The following is a 23,382-nucleotide window of genomic DNA, read 5'->3' on the forward strand; positions in this document are numbered from 1 at the left end:
TCGAGTAGACGAGCCGAAGTTGCAAAAAATCAGTCCCGCCGGTGCGAGTCGTGACGGCCGGTCAGACGCTCGTCGCGTCGAACCGACCGACCGCCGTGCGAACGCCGCCGTAGGCGACGACGGCGAGGACGACGTAGCCGGCGACGACGAGCGTCACCGTCGCGTCGGCGCTGCCGATGGCGAGGCGGGCGACGACGTTCGTGGGACTCAGCGGCGAGAGCGTCGCGCCGGCGAACGCGAGGAGCACACCAAGCGAGTAGAGCAGCTGGGCGGTCCGGCGCTCGGCGGCGACGAACGAGACGACGACGCCCAAACCGGCGGCGAGCACCGCCAGCGCGGCGACGAGCGCGAGGAGTCGTCCCGCGCCGGAGACAGCGGTGCCGTTGAGCGAGAGCACCGCGAGCCACAGCGCCGCCTGCGCGGGCGCGAGGCCCGCCGCAGCCAGCAGTTTTCCGTCGACGATGTCCGAAAGCGACAGCGGGGCGACGCGGAGCAGTTCGAGCGTGCCGCGCTCGAACTCCTCGGTCACCGAGTCGACGACGAGCGACCCGCTGATGAACACGGGGAGAAAGAGCAACAGCGGAATCAGCGCCGTGTAGGTGAAGCCGTGGTACGGGCTCGACGCCGGCGCGTCCGGTAGCTCCAGCGGAGCTCTCGCCAGCGACTCCGAGCGTTCGAACCGTTCGCGGCGTTCGAGTTCCCGCAGCGTGTCGCGTACCTGCGTGACGGTCACCGTCGTCCGAACGTTGTCGTCGGGCACCGTCGCCGTGACGTGTACGCGCCCGCCGCGGCGGTCGGTGTGGAGAATCGCGTCGACCTGTCGACGGTCGAACGCCTGTCGGGCGGCCGTCTCCGAGTCGAAGAGAACCGGCTGCGCCCCCGAGACGCTGTGAGCCGCGTAGACGAGCTCGTAGCGAGCCTCCCCCGAGACGCCGACGTCGACGTCGTACCCCTCCGAGCTGCCGGGGTCGTACAGCGAGACGAGTCCGACGACGAGAAACGACGAGAACGCCGCGATGAACAGCTGGATGAGGAGCGCCAGCACGATAGTCTTCTCCGAACGCAGCACCGAGAGCTCGCGGCGCGCGATGGTGAGTCGTCGGTCACGCAAGGGTGACCACCACCGCGAGGTTGTAGAAAGTGTGAACGGCGACGGCGACCACCAGCGACGCCACGTAGAGCAGCCGGTTCCTGCTCGCGCCGATAGCCGTGAGGCTCGCGGTGACGACGTGCAAGAGCAGCGGTGCGAGGAGGAGGCCGACCGCGCCCGCCGGGCCGATACCGGGGAGACCGGAGGTGGCGAACGCCGCCCGTCCGAGCGCCAACTCCGGCAGGCCGACGAGTTGGACGACGGCAGTCACTTTCTCGCCGGCGAAGAAGCCGACGGCCGACAGCGAACCCAACACGACCGCCGTCGGCACCGACCGCTCGAAGCGGTTCTTCTCGAAGCCGGCGTAGACGTGGACGCTCTTGGCGAACTCCTCGACGGCGGCGATCGACGCCAGGAGAAGCGGCATCGAGAGCTGAACCGGGAGCGCGAACAGCACCGCGACCGTGAGCAGTTCGGCGACGAAGACGAACGGGATGAACAGCGCGCTCAGCACCGCGACGGAGCGCTTCCCCGAGAGGCGGCTGTCGAGCGCGTCGAGGAACTTCAGCGGGACCGACCGCTGGGTGAACAGGTCCTCCTCGCGGTAGACGCCGACGCCGAGCAGGAACAGCACGCCCGACCCGAAGTAGAACGAGCCGGTGGCGAAGGCGTACTCGCCGGCCGACACCGCCGCGCCCTGCAGGTCGCGGACGACGAGCGTCAGCGGCGAGATGAGCGCGATGGGCGTCACGTCGGTGAAGATAGCCGGGACGAACGCGTACGTCGTCAGAAACACCGACAGCGCGACGGTGACGAACGTGAGTTCCTTGAACGAGCGCGCGAACATCGCGCCGACGAACGTCGCCGCCAGGTACGCGAGCGCGAGCGGAAACACCGCGGCGACCGAGAGCAGTCCGCCGCCGACGAGGGCGGCGATGAGCGTCGTCACGCCGAGAATCGCCAGTGCGTAGGGCAGCGTCTTCCCGGCGACGATGCTCGTCGGCGACAGCGGCGCGACGAGAAGCAGTTCGCCGCGGCGGTTGATGCGCTCGTTCAGCATCGTGCTACCGTACGACTGGACGACGAAGTTCACCGGAACGAGGAACGCGAACGCGAGCACGAGCGACCCGAAGGGAAAGGGCGGCGCGATGTCAGCCGGCGACCCGGAGCTCTGGCCGCCGAAGAGGGCACCGCTGCCGCCGACGTCGGGGACGGCGAGGGCTCCGTCACCCTCGCCGTCGCTCGGTTCGTCGGCTCCGGCCGACCCGCCCGTCCCGTCCGAAGCACCCGACCCGCTCTCGGCGTTCGGCGACTGGTCGCTGTCCGCCGAGTCGCCACCGGACGAGTCGGTGTCGCTGCCGGCGTCAGTCGCGGCCGACCCGCCCGACGCCCCCCCGCGGTCGGCGTACCGTATCTCGACCACGACGGGGAACGCCGCCGACTGGTTCTCCTCGGCGAGCATCCGGCGGTCGTTGTACGACTGTACCGCCGACCGATAGGCGGCGGCGGCCGCGCGGCCGCGCTCGGAGTCGGCGGGTTCGACTTCGTTGCCACGGACCAGCGCGTCTATCTCACCGTCTCTCAGCGCCGCTTCGTCGGGCGGACGCGCTGCGAGCGGGGGGCTCTCCGCCACCGCGTCGTAGTAGGGACTGTCGGCCGCGATGCCGACGCGGTAGATGTTCTCGTCGAGGGCGACGCCCGCCCCGCCCGTCGAGAGCGCGGCGGCGCCGAACGCTCCGACGAGGAGCGCGGCGGCGAACGCTGCACCGGCGGTCTTCCGGTCGAAGACGCCCGCCGTCCTGGCGGCCTCCCAGCGGGCGACGCGGAGCGTCTTCCGGGTCCAGTCGGCGAGTCGAGCGACGGCCTTTCGGAGTGCGTCGGCGAACCGAGCGGCGAGCGTTCTCGACGAACCGCTCACGACTCACCTCGGGCGGGCGGCGAAACGGTTCCGCCGCCGGCGATGTCGAGAAAGAGGGCTTCGAGGCTCGGTTCCTCGGTTCGGATGTCGACCACTTCGCCGCCCCTCGATTCGGCCTCGCTCCGGACGGCTTCGACGGCGACCATATCGTCGACGACGCGGCGATAACGCGCCGCTCCGTCGGGCGCCTCCTCGACCCGGTCCGCGCCGTCGACTGCGACGGTCGTGAACACGTGGTACGCCGTTTCGCCGTGTCGCTCTCGAATCTCGGCGACGGTGCCGCGGGCGACGATCTCGCCGCGATTCATGATTATGATGCGGTCGCAGACGCTCTCGACGTGGTAGAGGTTGTGCGCGCTGAACAGCACCGTCTTGCCCGCCGCGGCGAGTTCCTTCGTGAACTCCAGCACGTAGTTCGTCGTCAGCGGGTCGAGGCCGCTGGCGGGTTCGTCGTAGATGAGGACCTGTGGGTCGTTGACGAGCGACCGCGCGATGGCGACCTTCCGTTTCATCCCCTTCGACATATCGCCGAGGCGGCGGTCGCGGTGCTCCAGTTCGAGGCGGTCGAGCGTCTCCTCGCTCCGCCGAACCGCCTCCTCGTGGGGCACACTGTAGAGGTCCGCGAAGAAGCGGAGGTACGACCGCGGCGTCATATCCTCGTAGAGCGGTGACTCCTCGGGGAGAAAGCCGAGTGACGATCGCATCGCCGGGTCAGCGGCGTCGTAGCCGGCGACCGTCGCCGCCCCGCTCGTCGGTTCGACGAGCCCCGAGAGCATCTTCAGCGTCGTCGTCTTCCCCGCCCCGTTGGGACCGACGACGCCGAATATCTCCCCCTCGTCGACCTCGAACGAACTCCCCTCGACGGCGACGAAGCCGCCGTACTCCTTTCTGAGGTCCTCGACTGTTATCACGGGCGAGTCGAAGAACAACGACGTGATAAAATTATTGAGTATTTTTGGAGACTTCTATCGCCCGACTAGTTGAAGATAAGATACGTTCGGCGGTAACTGTACCTCGATATGTCGAGTTGTTCACTCGTGCGACCTTTTACTACGCGAAAGGTCGTGGTGGGGGACGTGGCATACGGTGACGACCTAACCCCGCGCTCGACGCTGCTCATCACCGGAGCGGTCGCGCTCGTCTGCTTCGCCGCGGCGGCGACCCTCTCGTTTCTCGGACCGGGACTGCTCGGGACGACAGTTCTCGTCGGTGTGTTCGTCGTCCTCGGCGTCGCCATGCTCGCCGGCGGCGTCGCTGGTGCAGTGTATCTCGTCGTTTTCGGAGAGTAAGAGAAGTTCGTCGTACTCGCGCGGCTACTCGTCGTCGCGGTCGGATTCGTCTCGGTTACCGCCGCGTCGCCAGACGCTGTCCGCGGAGACGCCGTTCGGCGCGGTGTGGCTCACGTCTTTCATCGTTCGTTTCTCTCCGTCTCGTGCGTCGGTGCTCCGTGACATCTTGGACCACGGTAGCCAGCGACCCTTCTTAACGCTTTCAGGGAGGGAATAATAACATTCAATACCACACTTACGTCCTTATATTCTTCTCCGACCCGCCGGTAGTCGCCTCCTGCGGGTCGACGACGGGACTTTCGCGCCAGCGACCGAGCGCGGGAGGCGGGCGAGACGCTAGAGGCAGGCGGGACGCTGGAGGCAGGCGGGACGCTGGAGGCGGGCGGGACGCGGGTGACGACACGACGGACGCCGGACGAAAGCGACTCGTCGTTCGACCGACGCGCTACGCGGCGCGTCCGCGGTTCACGGCGGTCGTTCCAGCGAGAACCGCTCGTCAGTCGTCGCGTACTGACTGCCCGAGAGGCGACCCACAGCGTCGAGTTTCGTCACGTCCATCTTCCCGTCGGTGAGCAGTTCGTCGGCGACGTGGGCGTGGACGGCCTCGCCGAGAATCATCGTCGACCGACCGACCTCGTGGGCGTCGTAGAGGCGGCACTCGAAGGCGACTTTCGCGTCGGCGACGCGGGCGGCGTCGACGGTCGTCGCTTCCACTTTCTCTAACCCCGCGTGGTCGAACTCGCTCTCGCCGCGTTCGAGCGTCGCGCTCGTCGCGTTCATCGCCTCGGCGAGGTCGCGGGTGACGACGTGGACGACGAACTCCTCGGTGGCGAGGACGTTCTCCGTCGTGTCCTTTCGGTCGTCGCCGACGCCGACCGGCGAGAACATCACGACCGGTGGGTCGGGCGTGACGACGTTGAAGAAGCTGTACGGCGCGAGGTTGTCAACCCCATCCTCGCTGCGACTGCTCACCCACGCGATGGGGCGCGGAACGACGGACCCCGCGAGCAACCGATAGGGGGAACCGAACGCGTCGGGCGCGCCCTCCATTCAGTCGTCACCGTAGCCCTTCTCGAACGGATCTATCTCGTCGCTCCCCGGCTCCGCCTCGTCGTAGGTGAACCCCGGTTCCATCGTCGCGAGTTCGAAGACGAGGCCGTCGGGGTCGGTGAAGTAGATGCTCTCGAAGTACGTCCGGTTCTTGACGTTCGAGACGCGCACGCCGTGGTCGACGAGGTGTTCGCGCCACTCATCTAAGGTCTCCCTGTCCTCGACGCCGAAGGCGAAGTGGTGGCTCGCTCCCGGGCCGGGGACGCCGCGGGAGTCGGGGTACTCGAAGTAGGTGACGTTCGTCCCCGGCTCGCCCTCCGGCGTCGACGAGAAGTAGTAGTGCGGCGTCCCCGGGTCGTCGTAGTTCTGGGTCATTTTCACGGTGTGCCAACCGAGGACGTTCTCGTAGAACGCCTTGGTCTCCTCTATGTCGGTGCAGATGCTCGTCACGTGGTGCAGTCCGGTCGTCGGTGGTGCGTCTGTCATGGGTGTCGTCCGTCGTTGGTCCGAAAGTCGGTTAACGGTACTGGAGGTTCGGGGTCGTTCGAGGTGGTTTGCCGTCGGTTCAGAGCGCGTACGGCCACGGCACGGCGCTGAGGCCGAGGAAGACGAGCGCGCCGCCGAGCATAGCGACGTTCTTCAGAAAACTCGTCATCTCGCTCTGCTGTTGCTCTGCGGGCGCGGCCCAGAAGTCGTGCATGAGCGGCGTCGTCACGAGCAGGAAGACGACGAGCGCCCCCGCCGCGAGCGTCGGGAGCAAGCCGAGGGCGACGCCGACGCCGCCGAACAGCAGCATCCCGCCCGTGAACGGGACGGCGATCCCCGGCGCGGGGACGCCTTTGGCCCGCGCGTAGCCGATTAACTGGTCGCCGTTGAGGAAGTGGTTCAGGCCGTTGAACGCCAAAATCGCGCCGAAGAGGACGCGCCCGAGCAGGAACGCGAGTCCCGCCGGGCCGTCGAACGCGACGGTGCTCTGTAGCACCGTCATCGCGCTCGCCCCGCTATCTGGCCGCGTTCGGTCGGTGAACGGTCCGCTTCTGCTATCTGATTGAAACGTGGTTGCATCACGTTACCTGGTATTCGATACGAACCTATATATCCGTTCGCGGACATAGACGTGACCAGGTAACACCGATGTCATCCAATCTCGACACCGAGAAGCCGCTGGCGGTCTGTCCGGTCATCGACTCGCTCGAACAGATCGGGTCGCAGTGGCGACTCATCGTGCTGCACGACCTCCAGGAGGGAGAGAAGCGGTTCAACGAACTGAAGCGCTCGACCGACGCGAGTTCGCGCACGCTCTCGCGCGTGCTCGACGACCTCCGGGAGATGGGGTTCGTCGACCGGCGACTGGAGGAGGACGCGCCGGTGGCGACGTACTACAGCCTCACGCCGAAAGGGCGGTCGCTCTGCCCGGTGTTCGAGGAGATCGAGTCGTGGGCCAGCGAGTGGCTCGCCGCCGACACCGAGTCACCCGTCGAGTCGCCGCCGCAGCAGTGACGAACCGGGACGCGGTCGGTTCGTCGACGAGGCTCACCCGTCTCGCACCGCCGCCCCGTTCGCTCGACACGTCCAACTTCACGCAGTTCCAACGGGGGGTATGTACACGGGCAAAACCGAGAGGCCGTGCTGTCTCTGCGGCGAACGGGAGACCGTCGCCCGACTCGACCTGCCGCCGCGGGCGGTGACGCTGATGCGCAACGGCGACCCCATCGCGTGGCGCGACATCGTCGGCGAGGTGTCGGTTCACTTCTGTAGCTCCGACTGGGAGACGGTCACCGACCTCGTGTCGAACCTCGGGATGAGTCCCCTCTCGCGCTGTAACGCCGCCTACGCGTCGTTCGACCTCCGCGAGGATTTCGAGGCGTTGCTGAACGCGACGCGCGACGAACCCGACCAGACGGAGACGGAGCGACGATTCCTCGAAGAGACCGACCGCGTGCTGACCGACGCCGACGCCGAGACGCGGGCCGTCGTCGAGGCGAAAATCGTCCGCTGGGCGCTCGAAGATCTCGGTGTCACCCCCGACTGACGCGAGTTCGTCCCCCGGCGCGAGGAAGCGCCTCGGCGTCTGACGATATTGTCAACTCGTTTGACTGTGATGTATTACCAAAATATTAACACGCTGGAAAGAACACAGTCGACAAAGAGAGGCGCACTATGGACCACACCGTACTCGTCGTCGACGACGACCCCGACATCGCGCACGGCCACGCCGAGCGCCTGCGAGACCGCTATCGCGTGCTGACCGCTACCAGCGGCGCGGAGGCGCTCGAACTCGCCGACGACGCCGACGCCGTCTTACTCGACCGTCGAATGCCCGGTATGTCGGGCGACGAGGTGCTCTCGGCGTTGCACGAACGCGAGAACCCGCCGCAGGTGGCGATGGTCACCGCCGTCGACCCGACCACCGACGTCGCGGAGATGCCGTTCGACGAGTACCTCGTCAAGCCCGTCCGCCGCGACGACCTGTTTGCGGTCGTCGAAAGTCTGCTGGTCCGCGCGACGTACGACTCGCAGTTGCAGGAGTTCTTCGCCGTCGCCTCGAAAGTCGCGCTCTTGGAGACCGAACACAGCGCTCGCCAGCTCGAATCGGACTCGAACTACGAACTGCTGAAGCGGCGGCTCGCGACGCTCCGCCGACAGACCACCGACCAGTTGGAGGAACTGGGCTCCGAGAGTTACGCCGTCGCCATCGGCCCCGGCGACGCCTCGTAGTCGGAGCGCCGTCCGCGGCGTTCGCTCGGTTTCTCCCCGCTCCTCGAACGCGTTCTCGTCACTCGGTTCGAACGTCGAGCACCGCCCCGCCGTCGTTGTACGCGGTGACGGTCCAGTCGTGCGCGTCGGCGATGCGAGCGACGATACCGAGTCCCGTTCCGGAGCCGTTTCCGGTGGTGTGCCCCCACTCGAACAGCCGCGCGTCCTCGGGGAACCCGGGCCCGTCGTCGGCGACGGCGAACCCCCGCGGCGTCGTCTCGACGCGTACCGTCACGTCACGGCCGCCGTGGCGGACGGCGTTTCTGAACACGTTCTCGAAGAACAGCACCAGAAGCAGCGGGTCCGCCTCCAGCGAGCGGTCGGCCTCGACGACGAGGTCCGCGTCGGACGCCTCGACGCGGTCCCAGGCGTCGGCCGCGACGGCGTCGAGTTCGACCGTCTCCGGCGCGGCGGTCCCGCGGCCGACCGCTTCGGCCTCGTCGGCCAGCCGTCGGAGGCGCGAGAGCACTCGGTCGAGTCGTCTCGCCTCGTCTCCGTCGGACGCCGAATCAGCCGCGAAGTCGAGTTTCATCAACTGGTTGCCCAGTTCGTGACTGACCGTCGAACCGTACGCGCCGACGGAGTCGGTCGTCGTCGACGCGGGGACGTCGTCTACGGCCGAGTCGAGCAACGCCCGACGGACTCGCGTCGTCGCGTGCGTCGTGTCCGCCGGAACCTGCTCGACCGCCGGCGGCAGCGCGGCCGTCTCGTCGCTCACGTACAGTCCCGGTGCGGTCGTCCGACTGCGCGCGAGCGAGAACAGCTCCGACGCCGGCGTCGGGAGCGAGCCGTCGGCGACGACGACGAAACAGTCGACGGGTCCGTCGCTGAGCGAGGAGAGCGCCGCCGACGCCTCGGTGGCGTGCGCGGCCGTGACGGTGGAGTCGCGGAGCGTCTCCACCAGTTCGTCGGCGAACTCGCCGCGGCCGAGGACGACGACCCGACGCCGGCCGGCCCCGGTCTGTGCGACCGGCTCTGTCATCTATCCTGACATTATTCTCAGAGGATATATCTCTTGTCACTCCGACGAACAACTCATTTAGGCGCCGAGAGAGTACGGGGGGTATGTCGCTGAGAGCAGTGATAGAGGGGGTGGAGAGCCGGGAGAAGACGCTGACGGTGTTCGACCCGGCGTCTCCGTCCGTCGTCGAGGAACTGGAGGCGTACTTCGCCTCCCAACGAGTCTCCGTTCAGGAGGGGAGCGCCGCGGGCGGCCCCGGCGGGTTCGCGGTGCTGAGCGAGGATGGCGACGTGCTCACGGCTGTCGATTTACAGTCGCTGACCGCGCCGTTTCGGCGCGGAATCGGCGAGCGGACCGGGTTCAGTAAACTGCTCGAACATCTCGACGGGACGACGTTCACCTCGTACGACGTCGGGCAGATGGTCGCGGCGTCGAGGGAGATCGAGGACCGCGCCTGGCGGTCGAAATCGGGGGCACTCCACGCCGGCTTCCAGCGCGTACGCGCCCTCGAAGCCCAATCGGACGTGTACGCGCAGCTCGGGAGTACGACCCTCGACGTCCACGTGTACGCCGCCGAGGGCGGCGAGTCCGCCGAGATAGCCGGCGTCACGCCGCACGTCGTCGATACCGAGGAGATTGCGGACTCGTGGTTCGTCGTCTACGACGGCGGCGACGTCGCAAGCGATAGCTGCGCGCTCCTCGCGGAAGAGCGCGGGAACCGGGAGTTCTACGGTTTCTGGACGTACGACCCGTCCATCGTCGACCGCATACTCGGTCATCTCGACGCCCGGTACGCCACCGCCCCGTAGGGTCGTTCCGTTGTCGGCCGACTCGGACCGCTCTCGACTCTCTCGTCGCTCTCGCCGCTCCCCCTCCGTCCGCCGATTCGTTTGGGAGGGCGTCGCATGTCGGTGTCCGAACGAATCGATAGGTAGTTTGTAGAAATTTACAACAACTTATGTAGTAGCGGCGTATACGGTGGAGCGAAGCCAGTCGACCGCGAGCGTCGACACCGACCGAATCGCCCGGCATCGGTCGCTCGGCGCCGCCGTCCGGACACTACTCAATACATGCGCAGAAAAGTACTCAGCGTCTTTCTCGTCCTCGCACTGCTCACGACGCCGGCGACGGTGTCGGCCATCGAAGACCCCCGGTTCGAGGTGTACGTCCCCGAACCGACGCTCACGCCCGGTCAGCAGTCGAACCTCTCGGTGCAACTCGTCAACGACGCCGAAGACGTCGACGAACAGGCTCGAAACGCCCGTAACGTCGAGGCGAGGCTGAAGTCGGGTGGGACGCCCATCTCGGTCCGTTCGGGGACGCGTCTCGTCGGCACGATGCAGGACGGCCAGCCGACGAACCTCGACTTCCGGGTCGGCGTCCCCAACGACATCGAGTCGGGGACGTACGACCTCGACCTCGAACTCACCTACGAGTACGACAACGACGAGCGGACGACCGAAACCGTCGACGTGACCGTCCGCGTCGACGACCGCGCGCGCTTCGTCGTCACCGACGTCGAGACGGACGCACCCGCCGGCGCGAGCGGGACGATGAACGTCACGATGCGGAACGTCGGCGAGAGCGTCGCCCGCAACGCCTCCGTCTCCGTTCAGACGACGAACGCCGACGTCCGCTTCGGCGAGAGCGAGTCGGCGAGCCGGTTCGTACAGCGCTGGGAACCCGGCGAGACCCGGACGCTGCAGTACGACGTGACCGTCGCCGACAACGCGAACCCGGAGGCGTACACGATGCGCGCGACCACGTCCTACGAGAACGAAAACGGCGAGAGCGCAGAAACGCCTCCCGTCTCTTTCGGCGTGACGCCGCTCGCCGAACAGACCTTCGAGTTGGAGAACGTCGAGGGGTCGCTGCACGTCGGCGAGGAGGGGTCGCTGTCGGGCGAACTCGTCAACACCGGCGAGACGACCGCCGACAACGTCGTCCTCGTCTTCGAGAGTCGGAACTCGAACGTGAACCCCGTCGAGACGGAGTACGCCGTCGGGACGCTCGAACCGGGCGAACGCGCGGCGTTCGACTTCTCGACCGAGGTGACCGACAACGCCGACGCCGGCCCGCGGCAGTTCTCGCTGGAGGCGCAGTACCGGACCGGTGACGGCACTCAGCGCACGAGCGACCCGCTCGACGTGCGGGTCGACGTCGGCGAACGGCGCGACGAGTTCGGTCTCGAAGGCGTCAACACGACGTTCGCGGCGGGCGAGAGCGGCGAACTCGTCGTCGAGGTGACGAACAACCGCGACGAACCGCTCCGCGAGGTGTCGGCGAAGATATTCCCCGAATCGCCCATCAGCGCCGACAACAGCGAGGCGTACGTCGACGAACTCGCGCCCGGTGAGAGCGCCAAACTCGTCTTCGGCGTCAACGTCGGCGGCGACGCGCTGGCGAAGACGTACCCGGTGAAGATGGACTTCCGATACGAGGACGCCTCCGGCACCGAACGGATTTCGGACACGTACCAACTGCCCGTCGAGGTCGCGAACGACGACGGCGGAAACGTCCCGCTGACGCTCGTCGGCGTCGGAGCCATCGCCCTCGTCGGCGTCGGCGCGGTACTGTACCGCCGACGCTCCGGCGGCCTCTGAGCATGGCGCTGGACCACCAGCGCGCCATCGACTGGGTAGACGAGCGCATCGTCGAGCGGTCGGGACGCGTCGTCGTCCTGTTTCTCGTCCTGACGCTCGTCTTCACCGCCGGGCTCGGCAACGTCTCGACGGAGTCGGGCACCGAGCAGTTCGCCGAGGACATCCCCGCGAACCAGGCGCTCGAGGACATCAACCGCGAGTTCGGCGCGTCGTTCGAGAGCGAACCGGGGTCGACGCAGTTGATTCAGCGCAGCCAGAACGTGCTGGCGAAACCGGCGCTCCTGGAGATGCTGCGGACGCAGGACGCACTCGAAGACCGGACCGACCTCCGCGTCTCGTCGACGAGCAGCGCCGCGAGCGTCGTCGCACAGACGCTCGACCCCGAGGCGGAGACGCTCGACGCGCAGATAACCGCCGTCGAGCGGGCCTCGCCCGGCGAGATTCGGGCCGCGGTCAGGGAGAACGCGAACAACCCCGGGCTCACCGGAACGCTGAGTAACGACTTCAACCGCCGGTCGGCGTCGGCGTCGGCGACCATCGGCGTCGTCCAACACGACGTTCCCGGCTACGAGTCGTCGGCCGCCGGCCAGGGCGGGACGAGTCCGCTCACGCCGATTCAACAGCAGGCGCAGCGCGTCGTCGCCGCGACGAGCGACGACATCACCGTCTTCGGCAGCGGCGTCACCGCAGACGAGTTCAGTTCGGTCATCACCGACTCGCTTCTCATCGTGACGCCGGCGGCGGTCATCTTCATCGTGTTCTTCCTCGTCGTCGCCTACCGCGACCTCGTGGACCTGCTCTTGGGCGGGTTGTCGCTTCTCATGGCCGTCGTCTGGACGTTCGGGTTCCTCGGCCTCGCCGGCATCCCGTTCAGTCAGATGATGATCGCGGTGCCGCCGCTGCTGCTCGCGGTCGGCATCGACTTCGGTATCCACGCTATCAACCGCTACCGCGAAGACAGAGCCGACGGCCACGACATCGACGGCGCGATGCGACTGACGACCGACCAACTGCTCGTCGCGTTCTTCATCGTCACCGGGACGACGGTCATCGGTTTCCTCTCGAATCTCGTGTCCGACCTCCCGCCGATTCGGGACTTCGGCGTCGTCGCCGCCGTCGGTATCGTCTTCACGTTCCTCATCTTCGGCATCTTCCTCCCGGCGGCGAAGGTGTGGATAGACCGCCGCCGCGAGGACTGGCCGGTTCCGACGTTCAGCGAGTCGCCGCTGGGCGCGGAGGGTTCGCGCTTCGGCGAGGCGCTCCGCGGCGGCGTCGTCGTCGCCGGGAAGGCTCCCGCGTTGTTCCTGCTCGCCGTCGTGCTCTTGAGCGCAGTCGCGGGCGCGTACGCGACGGGCGTCGACACGAGTTTCTCCCAGGAGGACTTCCTCCCGCCGGAGGAGACGCCCGACTACCTCGACGCGCTCCCGGAGCCGTTCGCGCCGTCGGACTACTCGGTCGTCGCGACGCTGAACTTCCTCGAAGAGAAGTTCGAGACGACGCAGGGGGGCAGCGCGACCGTCTACTGGGAGACGAACATGGAGCGGGACACGGCGCTCGAAGAGCTTCACCGCGCCGGCGACGACCCGCCTGACTCGTTCGTCCAGTCGGGCGGCCGCGCCGACTCCGAGAGCATCGTGACGGTCATCCAGTCGCAAGCCGCCAGCGACCCCGAGTTCGCGGCGGTGGTCGACCGCAACGACGCCGACGGAAACGGCATTCCCGACCGAAACCTCGGCGACGTGTACGACGCGCTGATGGACACGCCGGCGAGCGCGCAGGCGCAGGAGTATCTCTCGGACGACCGCCGGAGCACCCGCGTCACCTACTCGACGAAGGCCAGCGCCAGCCAGACCGCGGTGACCGAGGACGCCCGGAGCGTCGCCGAGAAGTTCCGCGGCGACGGTGCTATCGCCACCGGCAACACGGTCGTGTTCAAGGCGGTGTCGGACCTCATCCTCCAGTCGGCGATTTCGAGCCTCGCCTTCGCCCTCGTCGTGACGGTGGTGTTTCTCGTCTTCGTCTACTGGCTCGTCGAGGGGTACCCCTCGCTGGGAGTCGTCAACACCATTCCCATCGGCGTCGCCGTCGCGCTCATCGCGGGGACGATGCGCCTCCTGGGAATCTCGTTCAACGCGTTCACGGCGACGATTCTCGCCATCACCATCGGTCTCGGTATCGACTACTCGGTCCACGTCGTCCACCGGTTCGTCGACGAGCGGCGGACGCACTCGCTGTTTACGGCGCTCGACCGAACCGTTCGCGGGACGGGCGGTGCGCTCGCGGGGAGCATGCTGACGACGACGTTCGGCATCGGCGTGCTCGTGCTCTCGGTGCTGGACGTCCTCGGACAGTTCGGCGTGTTGACCGCGCTCAGCATCGCGTACTCGTTCTTCGTCTCGCTGCTCGTGCTCCCGTCGGTGCTCGTGCTGTGGGACCGGCACCAGGGCAACGACCCCGCCGTCCCCATCGGTCACGGGGCGGGCGCTCCGGACCGCGGCGACGGCGTCGCGACGGATGGTGGTGTCACGAACGTAGTGAGTGACACCTCGTCGCAAGTGAAGTGCCGCGACGGTGGGTTTGTGAGTGTAGCGAGCAAACCTACGTCGCAAGTGAAGCGAAGCAGCGGCAGGTTCGCAACCGAAGCGGACGAACGAAGCGACCGACCGGCCCGCCCGGAAACGAAACAGTCGAAAGGGCGGGAGACGAGGGAGGAACGATGACCGACGACAGGCCCGACGAACGCGACGTCGAGGAGGCGCTCGAACGCCTCGGTCTCTCGAACTACGAGGCGCGGGTCTTCGTCGCGCTCCACCGACTCGGCACCGGCACGGCCAAGGACGTCCACGAGCTCGCGGGCGTCCCGCGCTCGCAGGTGTACGGCGCGGCCGAGGACCTCGAAGCGCGGGGTCTGGTCGAACTGCAGCAGTCGACGCCGAAGCGGTACCGCCCGGTCAGTTTGGAGGCGGCGAAGGAACTGCTGACCGTTCGCCTCGAACGCGAGCGGGACCGCGCCTTCGACGCCCTCGCGGAGCTCCGAAGCGAGGAACACGGCGAGGAGACCCGCGACGACGTCTGGACCGTCCGCGGCCGCAGACCCATCGACGACCGGACCGTCGACCTGGTCCGCCGCGCGGAGCGACGAATCCTCTTCGGGGCCGACTCCGTCGACTTGCTCGACGACGACGTGGTGGTCGCGCTTCGGGAACGAGCGGACGCGGGAGTGGACGTCGACGTCGTCAGCGCCAGCGCCGCCGTCCGCGAGGTGTTCGCCCGCGACGACGATATCGGCGTCGCCGCGCCCCCCGCGGACGCGCCCGGCGACTTCACCGGCCGGGTAGTGCTCGCCGACGACGACATCTTCCTGCTCTCGGTGCTGTACGAGGGCGAGGGGACCGAACCGCCGGAGGAGACGGCTATCTGGAGCGCAGGAACCGCGATGGCGGCGGTGCTGACCCGCGCGGCCGGGAGCGGTATCGAGGCGCTCGTCGGTAGAGCGGACTCCGACTCGTAGCCGCCAGCACGGCTCGGGCCCGAGTCGGCCGAACCCCTGTTTTCGAATGCTCGTCCGAGAGAGGCATCCTCGACACCGAATACGCCGTTTCGGCGCACGGTCGTCGCCGACACCGACTCCGGCGGGGAGTCAGAACAGGACGACGCGCGCCAGTTTCGACCCGCCGAACGCGAGGGCGATGATGGCGGCGATGAAGCCGCCGGTGGCGACGAGAAGCGAGAGCGGGTCGAGCGTCGGTCCGCCGAAGAACGGGCCGCGGACGATGAGAAAGCCCGTCGAGAGGGTGGCGACGAGTCCGACGACGGTCAGAATCGTCCACGGAATCGCCGCGACCCTCACGGGCGGCCTCCGGCGGGAAGAGGGGGCAGGCGACGGACGGTCTGTGCGCGACGTGGCGACGAGTTACCGAGGTGCATCGGACCGGTTCTCACGCGGTCACGGTATGAACGTTTCTCTCGGGAAGGGTCAGGTCGCCGACTCTCCGGTACCGGCGGTGATATTCGAATCCGCGCTGCCCACTCGGTCGGCCCACAGCGCCTCAGCCCGCGCTTTCAGCGCCTCGTTCACGCCGCGGAAGTTCGCCTCCGTGTCGGCTCCGATGCGTCGGAGAATCGGTCCCGCGAACACCCCCGAGAACGACTCCGACTGGACGAGTCGCGAACGGTCGTCGTCGCGAGACTCGACCACGAACCGGTGTTCGCCGTCGAAGAGGCCGCGGACGTACAGGTGGCCGATCCACCGGAGTTCGCGGTTCGGGTCGGCGCGGAGCACGCGCGGTCGGAACGTCGGCGCACGCCCGGCCTCCGGGCCGGGCGAGACGCGGAGCCGTGTCCCCTCCTCGGCGCGGCCGGAGACGACGGTGTAGGGGTTCCAGTCGGGGTAGCTCTCGAAGTCGGTGAGGACGCGCCAGACCGTCTCGGGCGGTGCGTCGATGTCGACTGCGGTAGTGATGTCGTTCACGAGAGTGGATGGTGCGGCGAGGAGATAGCCTTCGCGTGACAGACGCTCCCCACGCTCCCCGCTTCTCTGCCTCTCCGCCGCCGCTCAGCGTCGGACCTCGAAGCCGTCGAGCCCTTCCGGCTCCTCGTACTCCGCTTTCACGTCGTCGACCTCGGCGTCCGGACTGCCGCTCTCGCACCACTCGACCATCGAGTCGACGGCGTCGGGAACGCCCTCGAAAACGGCTTCGACGCGGCCGTCGTCGAGGTTGCGAACCCAGCCGTCGACGCCCCGCTCGTTCGCCGTATCGCGGGTGTTCGCTCGGTAGAAGACGCCCTGGACGCGGCCGGTGACGAAGACGTGCGCGCGGGTTCTGTCGGAGTCGGACGGTGTCTCGCTCATGGGGCGACGTTCGCGGGCGACCGGCAAAATACGTCGGGCCGCGGGCGCGGCCGAATCGGGACCATCTAAGTACACCGCCCGATACCTCCGCGTATGGAACTGTTCGGAACTGCCGGAATCCGGGGAAGCGCGACCGAGCGCGTGACGCCCGAACTCGCCCTCGCCGTCGGCCGCGCGGTCGGTCGGGACGGTGCGGAGTTCGTCGTCGCGCGCGACGGACGAGTGACCGGGCCGGCGCTCGCCGCCGCCGTCGAGGCGGGACTGTTGTCCGCCGGTGCCGGCGTTCGCCGCGCCGGGATGCTGCCGACGCCCGCGCTCGCGTTCGCCTCGCGGGGTCGGCGCGGCGTGATGCTCACCGCGTCGCACAACCCGCCGACGGACAACGGCATCAAGGTGTTCGACGACGGCGTCGAGTACGACCGGACGGCCGAGCGGGCGGTCGAAGAGCGCGTCGCCGGCGACGAACCGCCCACCGCGTGGGACCAGTGGGGCGACAGCGAGAACGAGGCGGTGCTCTCGGCGTACCGCAGCGCCGTCGTCGACTACGCCCGCGGCCGCGGTGCGCCGCTGTCGGGGCTCCGCGTCGCCGTCGACTGCGGGAACGGGATGGCCGGTCTCGCCACCCCGCAGGTGCTTCGCTCGCTCGGCGCGGAGGTCGTCACGCTCAACGGGAACGTCGACGGGCACTTCCCCGGCCGCGAGAGCAAGCCGACGCCCGAGTCGCTCCGTGACCTCCGGACGTTCGTCGCCGACGCCGGCGACGACGGCGACCCCTTCGCCTTCGGCATCGGTCACGACGGCGACGCCGACCGAATCGTCGTCGTCGCCCCCGACGGCGAGGTGGTTCACGAGGACACCGTCGTCGCGATTCTGGCCGAACACTACGTCCGCAGCGTCGACGCCGACGACCCCGTCGTCGTGACGACGCCGAACGCCTCCGCGCGCATCGACGAACGCGTCCGCGAGGCCGGCGGCCGCGTCGAACGCGTCCGCCTCGGCGCGCTGCACGAGGGCATCGCCGCCGCCGAGAACGCCGGCGGCGACGTCGTCTTCGCCGCCGAGCCGTGGAAACACATCCACACGCAGTTCGGCGGGTGGATAGACGGCGTCGTCTCCGCGGCGGTCGTCGGCCGACTCGTCGCCGACGCGGGTCTCGACGCGCTGCGCGACCCCGTGACCGAACGCCCCTACCGGAAGGTGAGCGTCGACTGTCCCGACGAGGCCAAGCGCGAGACGATGGCCACGCTCGAACGGACGCTTCCCGACGCCTTCCCGGAGGCGAGCGTCGACACCGAGTACGGCGTCAGACTGGAGTTCCCCGACAGTTCGTGGCTGCTCGTCCGTCCGAGCGGCACCGAACCGTACGTTCGGCTCTACGCCGAGAGCGACGACGTCGACTCGCTCGTCGCTGACGCCGGTGCCGTCGTCGAACGCGCCGTCGAGACGGCGAAGAACTGACCGCCCTCGGGCGGTCGAGGCGTCTCTGAGCGCCGTCCGGCGCAAACGACGCCTTTATGCCTATTTCGCCGCCACCTTCGTCCAGACGTAGTCATGAATGTGGATAGGCGGACACTCCTGAAGGCGACGGGCGCGGCGGGAATCGCGGGACTTGCCGGCTGTACCGGCGGTCCGACCGAAGACGACGGCAACAACGAGAGCAGCGGCGGCAACGACAGCGGCTCGGGCAACGAGTCGAACGACGGCGGCGCGGGCGCTTCCGGCAGCGCCGACGTGAGCGTCGGTATGGTGTACGCGACGGGCGGCCTCGGCGACGGTTCGTTCAACGACCAGGCGCAGACCGGCGTCCAGCAGGCGGCCGACGAGTACAGCGTCACCCACGACAACGTCCAGCCGAGCGAGGTGACGGAGTTCCAGACGTACCAGCAGCAGTTCGCCCAGAGCGGCGAACACGACCTCATCTGCTGTATCGGCTTCCTGCAGGCCGAAGCGCTCGCGGAGAACGCCCCCGACTACCCCGACCAGAACTTCATGATCGTCGACAGCGTCGTCGAGGAGCCGAACGTGGAGAGCTACGTGTTCGGCGAAGAGGAGGGGTCGTTCCTCGTCGGTCAGATGGCCGGACTGCTCACCCAACAGGAGTTCAGCGCCGGCGGCGGCGAGACGACCCCCGACCAGTCGTCGGTCGGCTTCGTCGGCGGCGTCGAAGGCGACCTCATCGGCAAGTTCGAGGCGGGCTACCGCGCGGGCGTCGCCGAGGTGAGCCAGGACATCGACGTGCAGGTCAGCTACGTCGGGAACTTCAACGACACGCAGGCGGGTAACGAGGCGGCGACGGCGATGTACAACGACGGCGTCGACATCGTCTACCACGCCGCCGGCAACGCCGGGACGGGCGTCTTCCAGGCGGCGCAGGACGCCGGCAAGTTCGCCATCGGCGTCGACCAGGACCAGTCGCTCACGAAATCCGGCTACGCGGACGTCATCCTCGCGAGCATGGTCAAGCGCGTCGACACGGCCGTCTACACCTCCATCGAGAGCGTCGTCAACGCCGAGTTCGAGGGGGGCAGCGTCACGACGCTCGGCCTCGAACAGGAGGGCGTCGCAGCCGTCTACGGCGACAGCATCGGCGGCGAGATCCCCCAGGACGTGAAGTCCACCGTCGGCGAGACGCGACAGGCCATCATCGACGGCGACATCTCGGTGCCGGCCGATCCGTCGGAACTGAACCTGTAACTCGGTCCGTCGGGGACCGAAAACGGTTCGATAGTCGAACAATCCGCGAAACCACGCTCTTAAGCACACACTCAACAAGCCACTACCAATGGAACCGGCCGTCCATCTCGACGGAATCACCAAACGTTTTCCCGGCGTCGTCGCCAACGACGACGTCGACTTACTCGTCGAACGGGGGTCGGTACACGCGCTCCTCGGCGAGAACGGCGCGGGGAAGACGACGCTGATGAACGTCCTCTACGGACTGTACGAACCGACCGAGGGCGACGTTTACGTCGACGGCGACGGACTCGAAGCCGACGACGAGACGACCCACCGATACGTACAGCCACCCAGACGCTTCGACTCGCCGGGCGACGCCATCGACGCCGGCGTCGGGATGATCCACCAGCACTTCATGCTGGTCGACCCCATGAGCGTCACCGAGAACATCACCCTCGGCAACGAGCCCCGGAAGTGGGGCGGGCTGGCCGTCGACGGCACCCGCGCCCGCCGCGAGGTGGTGGAGCTCTGCGACCGCTACGGCTTCGACGTCGACCCCGACGCGACTATCGCCGACGTGAGCGTCGGCGTCCAGCAGCGCGTCGAGATTCTGAAGGCGCTCTACCGGGGCGCTGACGTCCTCATCCTCGACGAACCCACCGCGGTGCTGACGCCGCAGGAAGTCGAGGACCTCTTCGCCGTCTTCGAGGAGCTCACCGCACAGGGGAAGACCATCATCTTCATCACCCACAAGTTGGGCGAGGCGATGCACGCCGCCGACGACATCACCGTCCTCCGCGACGGGAGGAACGTCGGGACCGTCGCGGCCGCCGACGTGACCCGCGAACGGCTCGCGGAGCTGATGGTCGGCCGCGAAGTGTTGGAGACCGTCGAGAAACCGCGCGTCGAACGCGGCGAGACGGTCCTCTCGGTCGACCGCCTCTCCGCGGAGGACGAACGCGGCGTCGAAGCCGTCTCCGACGTCTCTTTCACCGTCCACGAAGGCGAGGTGTTCGGCATCGCCGGCGTCGACGGCAACGGGCAGTCCGAGCTCGTCGAGGCCGTCACGGGTCTCAGAAAGCCGACCGCCGGCACCGTCACCTTCCGCCACGACGACATCACGGCGTGGTCGCGCCAGCGCCGCATCGACGAGGGGATGGCGTACATCCCCGAGGACCGCCACGAACGCGGCCTCGTGATGGAGTTCGACCTCACCGAGAACGGGCTGCTCGGCAGCCAGCACAGTCGGCCGTTCGCCGAGAACGGGCGCATCGAGTGGAACCGAGCGCGGACCCACGCCCAGGACATCATCGACGAGTACGACGTTCGCCCGCCGAACCGCGACGCGAAGGCCGCCGCCTTCTCGGGCGGCAACCAGCAGAAGTTCATCGTCGGCCGCGAGTTCGAGCGCGACCCGTCGCTCGTCGTCGCCACCCACCCGACCCGCGGTGTCGACATCGGGTCGACGGAGTTCATCCACGACCGACTGCTCGACCTGCGGTCGGCCGGCAAGGCCGTACTGTTGGTCTCCTCGAAACTCGAAGAGGTTCAGGGGCTCTCGGACCGCCTCGCGGTGATGCACGACGGCGAGATAATGGACGTCGTCGACCCCGAGACGGTCACCGAGGAGGAGATCGGCCTGCTGATGGCGGGCGAGCGGTTGCCCGAGGAGTCGTCGGCGACGAGCCTCCGTGCCGCCGACGGCGGCGAGAGACCGGGCAGCGGGGCCACCGACGACGCGGGGCCGGGCGACCGGACCACCGACGACGACAACGCGGGTGCCACCGCCGGGGGTGAGAGCCGATGAGCGCCGGCGACTGGCGCGCGCGCGGTCGGAGCGCGCTCGAGCGACTCGTCCGCGCCTCGGCGTTCGAGCGGGTGCTCATCAGCACCGCCGCGCTCGTGCTCTCGATGTTCGTCGGCGTCCTCATCGTCCTCGCCGCCGGTCGGATGACGACGTGTACGACCGCGGCGACGACGTTCTTCGGCGTCGGCTTCTGTTACGACCCCTTCGCCGTCTACGACAGCCTCTTCCTCGGCGCGCTCGGCAACCCCATCAACCCGCTGTTCCAACCCCTGCAGGGGCAACTCGCGCCGCCGTTCCGCGAGGGGTGGACGCCGCTGAACGGACAGATGGCGGTCACGCTCCGCGAGACGACGATTCTCATCTTCACCGGCCTCGGCGTCGCGCTCGCGTTCCGCGCGGGCATCTTCAACATCGGGATGCAGGGTCAGTTGGTCGTCGGCGCGCTGGCGACGGCGCTCACCGTCCTCTGGGCCTCCTCGCTGGTCTCGGGCCTCGTCGGCACGCTCGTGCTCGTCCCGTTCGGCCTCGTCGTCGGCGCGCTCGCCGGCGGCCTGTTCGCCGCGATTCCGGGGGCGCTGAAGGCGTACGCCGACGCCAACGAGGTCATCACGACCATCATGCTGAACTTCGTGGCGACGAGCGTCGCACTGTTCCTCGTCGCGAACCCGTTCAAGGACCCCGAGAGCCCGGCCAACGAGACGGTCGGTCTCCCGGAGTTCGCCACCATCCCGCCGATTCTGTACGAACCGCGCGACGACTTCTCGATTATCGCGCTCGGAATCGCGCTCGCGCTCGTCGGCGCGTCGTACTACCTGCTCGAACACACGTCGTTCGGCTACGACATCCGCACGAGCGGCATCCAACCCGAAGCCGCCGAGTACGGCGGCGTCGACGCCGCGCGGACCATCGTCTCCAGCATGACGCTGTCGGGCGCTATCGGCGGCGTCGGCGGCGCGATGTACGTGCTCATGATTCTCGGCAACTACCAGACCGGCGTCCCGGCGTACGGCTTCGACGGCATCACCGTCTCGATTCTGGCGGGCAACAACCCCCTCGGCGTCGGCTTCGCCGCGCTGCTGTTCGGCATCCTGAAGAGCGGCTCCATCATCGTCGACGTGAGTACGGACGTGCCGCCGCAACTCGTCGGCGTGCTCCGGGGGCTCATCATCCTCTTCGTGGCGATGCCGGAGTTCTTCCGACTCATCGGACAGAAGTTCGTCGTCGACAGCTCCGACGAACGCCCCGTCGCGACCGATGGAGGGGTCGTGACCGACGACTCGGCCGCGGCGACCGGAGGTGAGCGAAATGAGTAACGCGACGCTCAGCCGCACCTCCGACCTCTCGACGCGGCGCATCGCGGGCATCGTCGCGCTCGTCGCCGCCGCCGTCTTCGTGCTGTGGGGGCTCGTCGCCCCGGCGTCGACGCCGGGGCGCATCCTCGGCGTCATGTTCACCAAGAGCGCGCTCTCGGCGACGCTTCGGCTCTCGGTACCCATCGCCTTCGCGGCGCTGGGCGGCATCTTCGCCGAGAAGAGCGGCGTCATCAACATCGGCCTCGAAGGGCTGCTCATCATCTCGGCGTTCGTCGGCGTCTACGCGACGGACGTGACGGGCGACATCTGGCTCGGCCTGTTCGTCGGCGTCGTCGCCAGCGTGCTGTTGGCGGCGCTGTTCGCCGTCGTCTGCATCGAGTTCCGCGCCGACCAGATCATCGCGGGCCTCGCGGTGTGGCTCATCGCGCTCGGACTCGCGCCGTTCGCCTCGCAGGTCATCTACGGCGGCCCGAACACCACGAGCGTGCAGACCTTCGGCACCGTCACGGTGCCCGGCCTCGCGGGTATCCCCTTCTTCGGCGCGCTGTTCGACGCGTCGCCGATAGTCTACCTGATGTTCGTCGCCACCGCGGCGTCGTGGTACACGCTGAACCGCACGTCGTTCGGCCGCTGGGTCGTCGCCAGCGGGGAGAACCCGCAGGCGCTCGACACCGCGGGCGTCGACGTGAACCGCGTCCGCTACGCGGCAGTGCTCATCTCCGGGTTGCTCGCGGGCATCGGCGGTGCGGCGCTGTCGCTCAGCCTCGGCCAGTTCGTCGGCAACGGGCAGACGATGGTGAACGGGAAGGGGTTCATCGCCATCGTCGCCTACCTGTTCGGCAACTACAACCCCGTCGGCGCGCTGCTGTCGACGTTCCTCTTCGCCGGACTGGACGCGCTGCAACTGCGCCTGCAGGCGGCGGCCATCATCGCCGTCCCGCAGTCGCTCGTGCGGACGATTCCGTACGTCGCGGTCATCGTCGTGCTCGCGCTGTTCGGGAAGACGCGACTCCCGGAAGCGGCGGGCGAACACTACGAGTCGGGCGAAGACCGGTAGCCGTCGCAG

Annotated in this window: 24 protein-coding genes; 13 read left to right on the forward strand and 11 right to left on the reverse strand. The window is 68.1% G+C overall.

What is annotated here, in order from left to right:
* Positions 1–61 precede the first annotated feature (61 nt).
* From FCF25_RS13210 to FCF25_RS13220, 3 genes are read right to left on the reverse strand one after another with little or no spacing between them, the layout of a single operon-like run.
* A complete protein-coding gene (locus FCF25_RS13210; protein WP_137049008.1) occupies positions 62–1,111 on the reverse strand; it encodes an ABC transporter permease in 1,050 nt (349 codons plus the stop codon).
* On the reverse strand, positions 1,104–3,008 hold the full coding sequence (locus FCF25_RS13215) for a PrsW family intramembrane metalloprotease (RefSeq protein WP_137049009.1): 1,905 nt from the start codon (positions 3,006–3,008) through the stop codon (positions 1,104–1,106). The genes FCF25_RS13210 and FCF25_RS13215 overlap by 8 nt, the downstream gene beginning before the upstream one ends.
* Complete coding sequence (locus FCF25_RS13220; RefSeq protein ID WP_137049010.1) at positions 3,005–3,919, reverse strand: ABC transporter ATP-binding protein; 915 nt, start codon at positions 3,917–3,919, stop codon at positions 3,005–3,007. The genes FCF25_RS13215 and FCF25_RS13220 overlap by 4 nt, the downstream gene beginning before the upstream one ends.
* Before the next feature lie 165 nt (positions 3,920–4,084).
* Here FCF25_RS13220 and FCF25_RS13225 point away from each other — a divergent pair, with 165 nt between their 5' ends.
* Positions 4,085–4,297: a hypothetical protein gene (locus tag FCF25_RS13225; RefSeq protein ID WP_137049011.1), complete on the forward strand. Its 213-nt coding sequence runs from the start codon at positions 4,085–4,087 to the stop codon at positions 4,295–4,297.
* A gap of 24 nt (positions 4,298–4,321) precedes the next feature.
* Here the strand turns inward: FCF25_RS13225 and FCF25_RS15710 are convergent, their stop codons facing one another.
* The 4 genes from FCF25_RS15710 to FCF25_RS13240 all read right to left on the reverse strand — a co-directional run bounded on the left by FCF25_RS15710 (position 4,322) and on the right by FCF25_RS13240 (position 6,335).
* A complete protein-coding gene (locus tag FCF25_RS15710) occupies positions 4,322–4,462 on the reverse strand; it encodes a hypothetical protein (RefSeq protein ID WP_168191259.1) in 141 nt (46 codons plus the stop codon).
* A gap of 300 nt (positions 4,463–4,762) precedes the next feature.
* Positions 4,763–5,347, reverse strand: a complete 585-nt coding sequence (locus tag FCF25_RS13230; protein ID WP_137049012.1) for a flavin reductase family protein — start codon at positions 5,345–5,347, stop codon at positions 4,763–4,765.
* Positions 5,348–5,833: a VOC family protein gene (locus FCF25_RS13235; protein WP_137049013.1), complete on the reverse strand. Its 486-nt coding sequence runs from the start codon at positions 5,831–5,833 to the stop codon at positions 5,348–5,350.
* Positions 5,834–5,912: 79 nt separating this feature from the next.
* Positions 5,913–6,335 carry a DoxX family protein gene (locus FCF25_RS13240; protein ID WP_137049014.1) on the reverse strand — a complete coding sequence of 141 codons (423 nt, stop codon included), beginning with the start codon at positions 6,333–6,335 and terminating at the stop codon, positions 5,913–5,915.
* Between the two features lie 146 nt (positions 6,336–6,481).
* Here FCF25_RS13240 and FCF25_RS13245 point away from each other — a divergent pair, with 146 nt between their 5' ends.
* From FCF25_RS13245 to FCF25_RS13255, 3 genes are all read left to right on the forward strand, one after another.
* A complete protein-coding gene (locus FCF25_RS13245; RefSeq protein ID WP_137049015.1) occupies positions 6,482–6,847 on the forward strand; it encodes a helix-turn-helix domain-containing protein in 366 nt (121 codons plus the stop codon).
* A gap of 100 nt (positions 6,848–6,947) precedes the next feature.
* Positions 6,948–7,379 (forward strand): hypothetical protein, encoded by a 432-nt coding sequence (locus FCF25_RS13250; RefSeq protein ID WP_137049016.1) that lies wholly within the window; start codon positions 6,948–6,950, stop codon positions 7,377–7,379.
* A gap of 128 nt (positions 7,380–7,507) precedes the next feature.
* Positions 7,508–8,065 (forward strand): response regulator, encoded by a 558-nt coding sequence (locus FCF25_RS13255; protein WP_137049017.1) that lies wholly within the window; start codon positions 7,508–7,510, stop codon positions 8,063–8,065.
* A gap of 58 nt (positions 8,066–8,123) precedes the next feature.
* Here FCF25_RS13255 and FCF25_RS13260 read toward each other — a convergent pair whose 3' ends face one another.
* The gene (locus FCF25_RS13260) at positions 8,124–9,086 is read right to left on the reverse strand and encodes a sensor histidine kinase KdpD (protein ID WP_137049018.1); all 963 of its coding nucleotides are present in this window, start codon (positions 9,084–9,086) and stop codon (positions 8,124–8,126) included.
* Between the two features lie 83 nt (positions 9,087–9,169).
* Here FCF25_RS13260 and FCF25_RS13265 point away from each other — a divergent pair, with 83 nt between their 5' ends.
* The 4 genes from FCF25_RS13265 to FCF25_RS13280 all read left to right on the forward strand — a co-directional run bounded on the left by FCF25_RS13265 (position 9,170) and on the right by FCF25_RS13280 (position 15,179).
* Entirely contained in the window at positions 9,170–9,874 is a 705-nt protein-coding gene (locus tag FCF25_RS13265; RefSeq protein WP_117591397.1) for a DICT sensory domain-containing protein, read from the forward strand.
* Between the two features lie 261 nt (positions 9,875–10,135).
* Entirely contained in the window at positions 10,136–11,668 is a 1,533-nt protein-coding gene (locus FCF25_RS15715) for a COG1361 S-layer family protein (protein WP_168191260.1), read from the forward strand.
* A gap of 2 nt (positions 11,669–11,670) precedes the next feature.
* A complete protein-coding gene (locus FCF25_RS13275) occupies positions 11,671–14,388 on the forward strand; it encodes an RND family transporter (RefSeq protein WP_137049019.1) in 2,718 nt (905 codons plus the stop codon).
* Positions 14,385–15,179 (forward strand): TrmB family transcriptional regulator, encoded by a 795-nt coding sequence (locus tag FCF25_RS13280; protein ID WP_137049020.1) that lies wholly within the window; start codon positions 14,385–14,387, stop codon positions 15,177–15,179. Before FCF25_RS13275 ends, FCF25_RS13280 begins: the two co-directional genes overlap by 4 nt.
* A 129-nt stretch (positions 15,180–15,308) precedes the next feature.
* On the opposite strand, the gene FCF25_RS13285 is transcribed toward FCF25_RS13280, so the two are convergent.
* The 3 genes from FCF25_RS13285 to FCF25_RS13295 form a co-directional block, all read right to left on the reverse strand.
* A complete protein-coding gene (locus FCF25_RS13285) occupies positions 15,309–15,518 on the reverse strand; it encodes a hypothetical protein (protein ID WP_117591391.1) in 210 nt (69 codons plus the stop codon).
* Positions 15,519–15,644: 126 nt separating this feature from the next.
* The gene (locus tag FCF25_RS13290) at positions 15,645–16,139 is read right to left on the reverse strand and encodes an SRPBCC domain-containing protein (protein WP_137049021.1); all 495 of its coding nucleotides are present in this window, start codon (positions 16,137–16,139) and stop codon (positions 15,645–15,647) included.
* Positions 16,140–16,223: 84 nt separating this feature from the next.
* Positions 16,224–16,520, reverse strand: coding sequence for an acylphosphatase (locus FCF25_RS13295; protein WP_137049022.1), 297 nt, complete (start codon positions 16,518–16,520; stop codon positions 16,224–16,226).
* Between the two features lie 93 nt (positions 16,521–16,613).
* Between FCF25_RS13295 and FCF25_RS13300 the strand changes: the two genes are divergently transcribed.
* The 5 genes from FCF25_RS13300 to FCF25_RS13320 all read left to right on the forward strand — a co-directional run bounded on the left by FCF25_RS13300 (position 16,614) and on the right by FCF25_RS13320 (position 23,373).
* Complete coding sequence (locus tag FCF25_RS13300; RefSeq protein ID WP_137049023.1) at positions 16,614–17,978, forward strand: phosphomannomutase; 1,365 nt, start codon at positions 16,614–16,616, stop codon at positions 17,976–17,978.
* 93 nt (positions 17,979–18,071) lie between these two features.
* The gene (locus tag FCF25_RS13305) at positions 18,072–19,214 is read left to right on the forward strand and encodes a BMP family protein (RefSeq protein ID WP_137049024.1); all 1,143 of its coding nucleotides are present in this window, start codon (positions 18,072–18,074) and stop codon (positions 19,212–19,214) included.
* Between the two features lie 88 nt (positions 19,215–19,302).
* The gene (locus tag FCF25_RS13310; RefSeq protein WP_137049025.1) at positions 19,303–21,003 is read left to right on the forward strand and encodes an ABC transporter ATP-binding protein; all 1,701 of its coding nucleotides are present in this window, start codon (positions 19,303–19,305) and stop codon (positions 21,001–21,003) included.
* Positions 21,000–22,316, forward strand: a complete 1,317-nt coding sequence (locus FCF25_RS13315; protein ID WP_117591378.1) for an ABC transporter permease — start codon at positions 21,000–21,002, stop codon at positions 22,314–22,316. Before FCF25_RS13310 ends, FCF25_RS13315 begins: the two co-directional genes overlap by 4 nt.
* Entirely contained in the window at positions 22,309–23,373 is a 1,065-nt protein-coding gene (locus FCF25_RS13320) for an ABC transporter permease (RefSeq protein ID WP_137049026.1), read from the forward strand. The genes FCF25_RS13315 and FCF25_RS13320 overlap by 8 nt, the downstream gene beginning before the upstream one ends.
* Positions 23,374–23,382 lie beyond the last annotated feature (9 nt).

This window comes from Haloprofundus sp. MHR1, assembly GCF_005155585.1.
GTDB classification, from domain to species: Archaea; Halobacteriota; Halobacteria; order Halobacteriales; family Haloferacaceae; genus Haloprofundus; species Haloprofundus halophilus.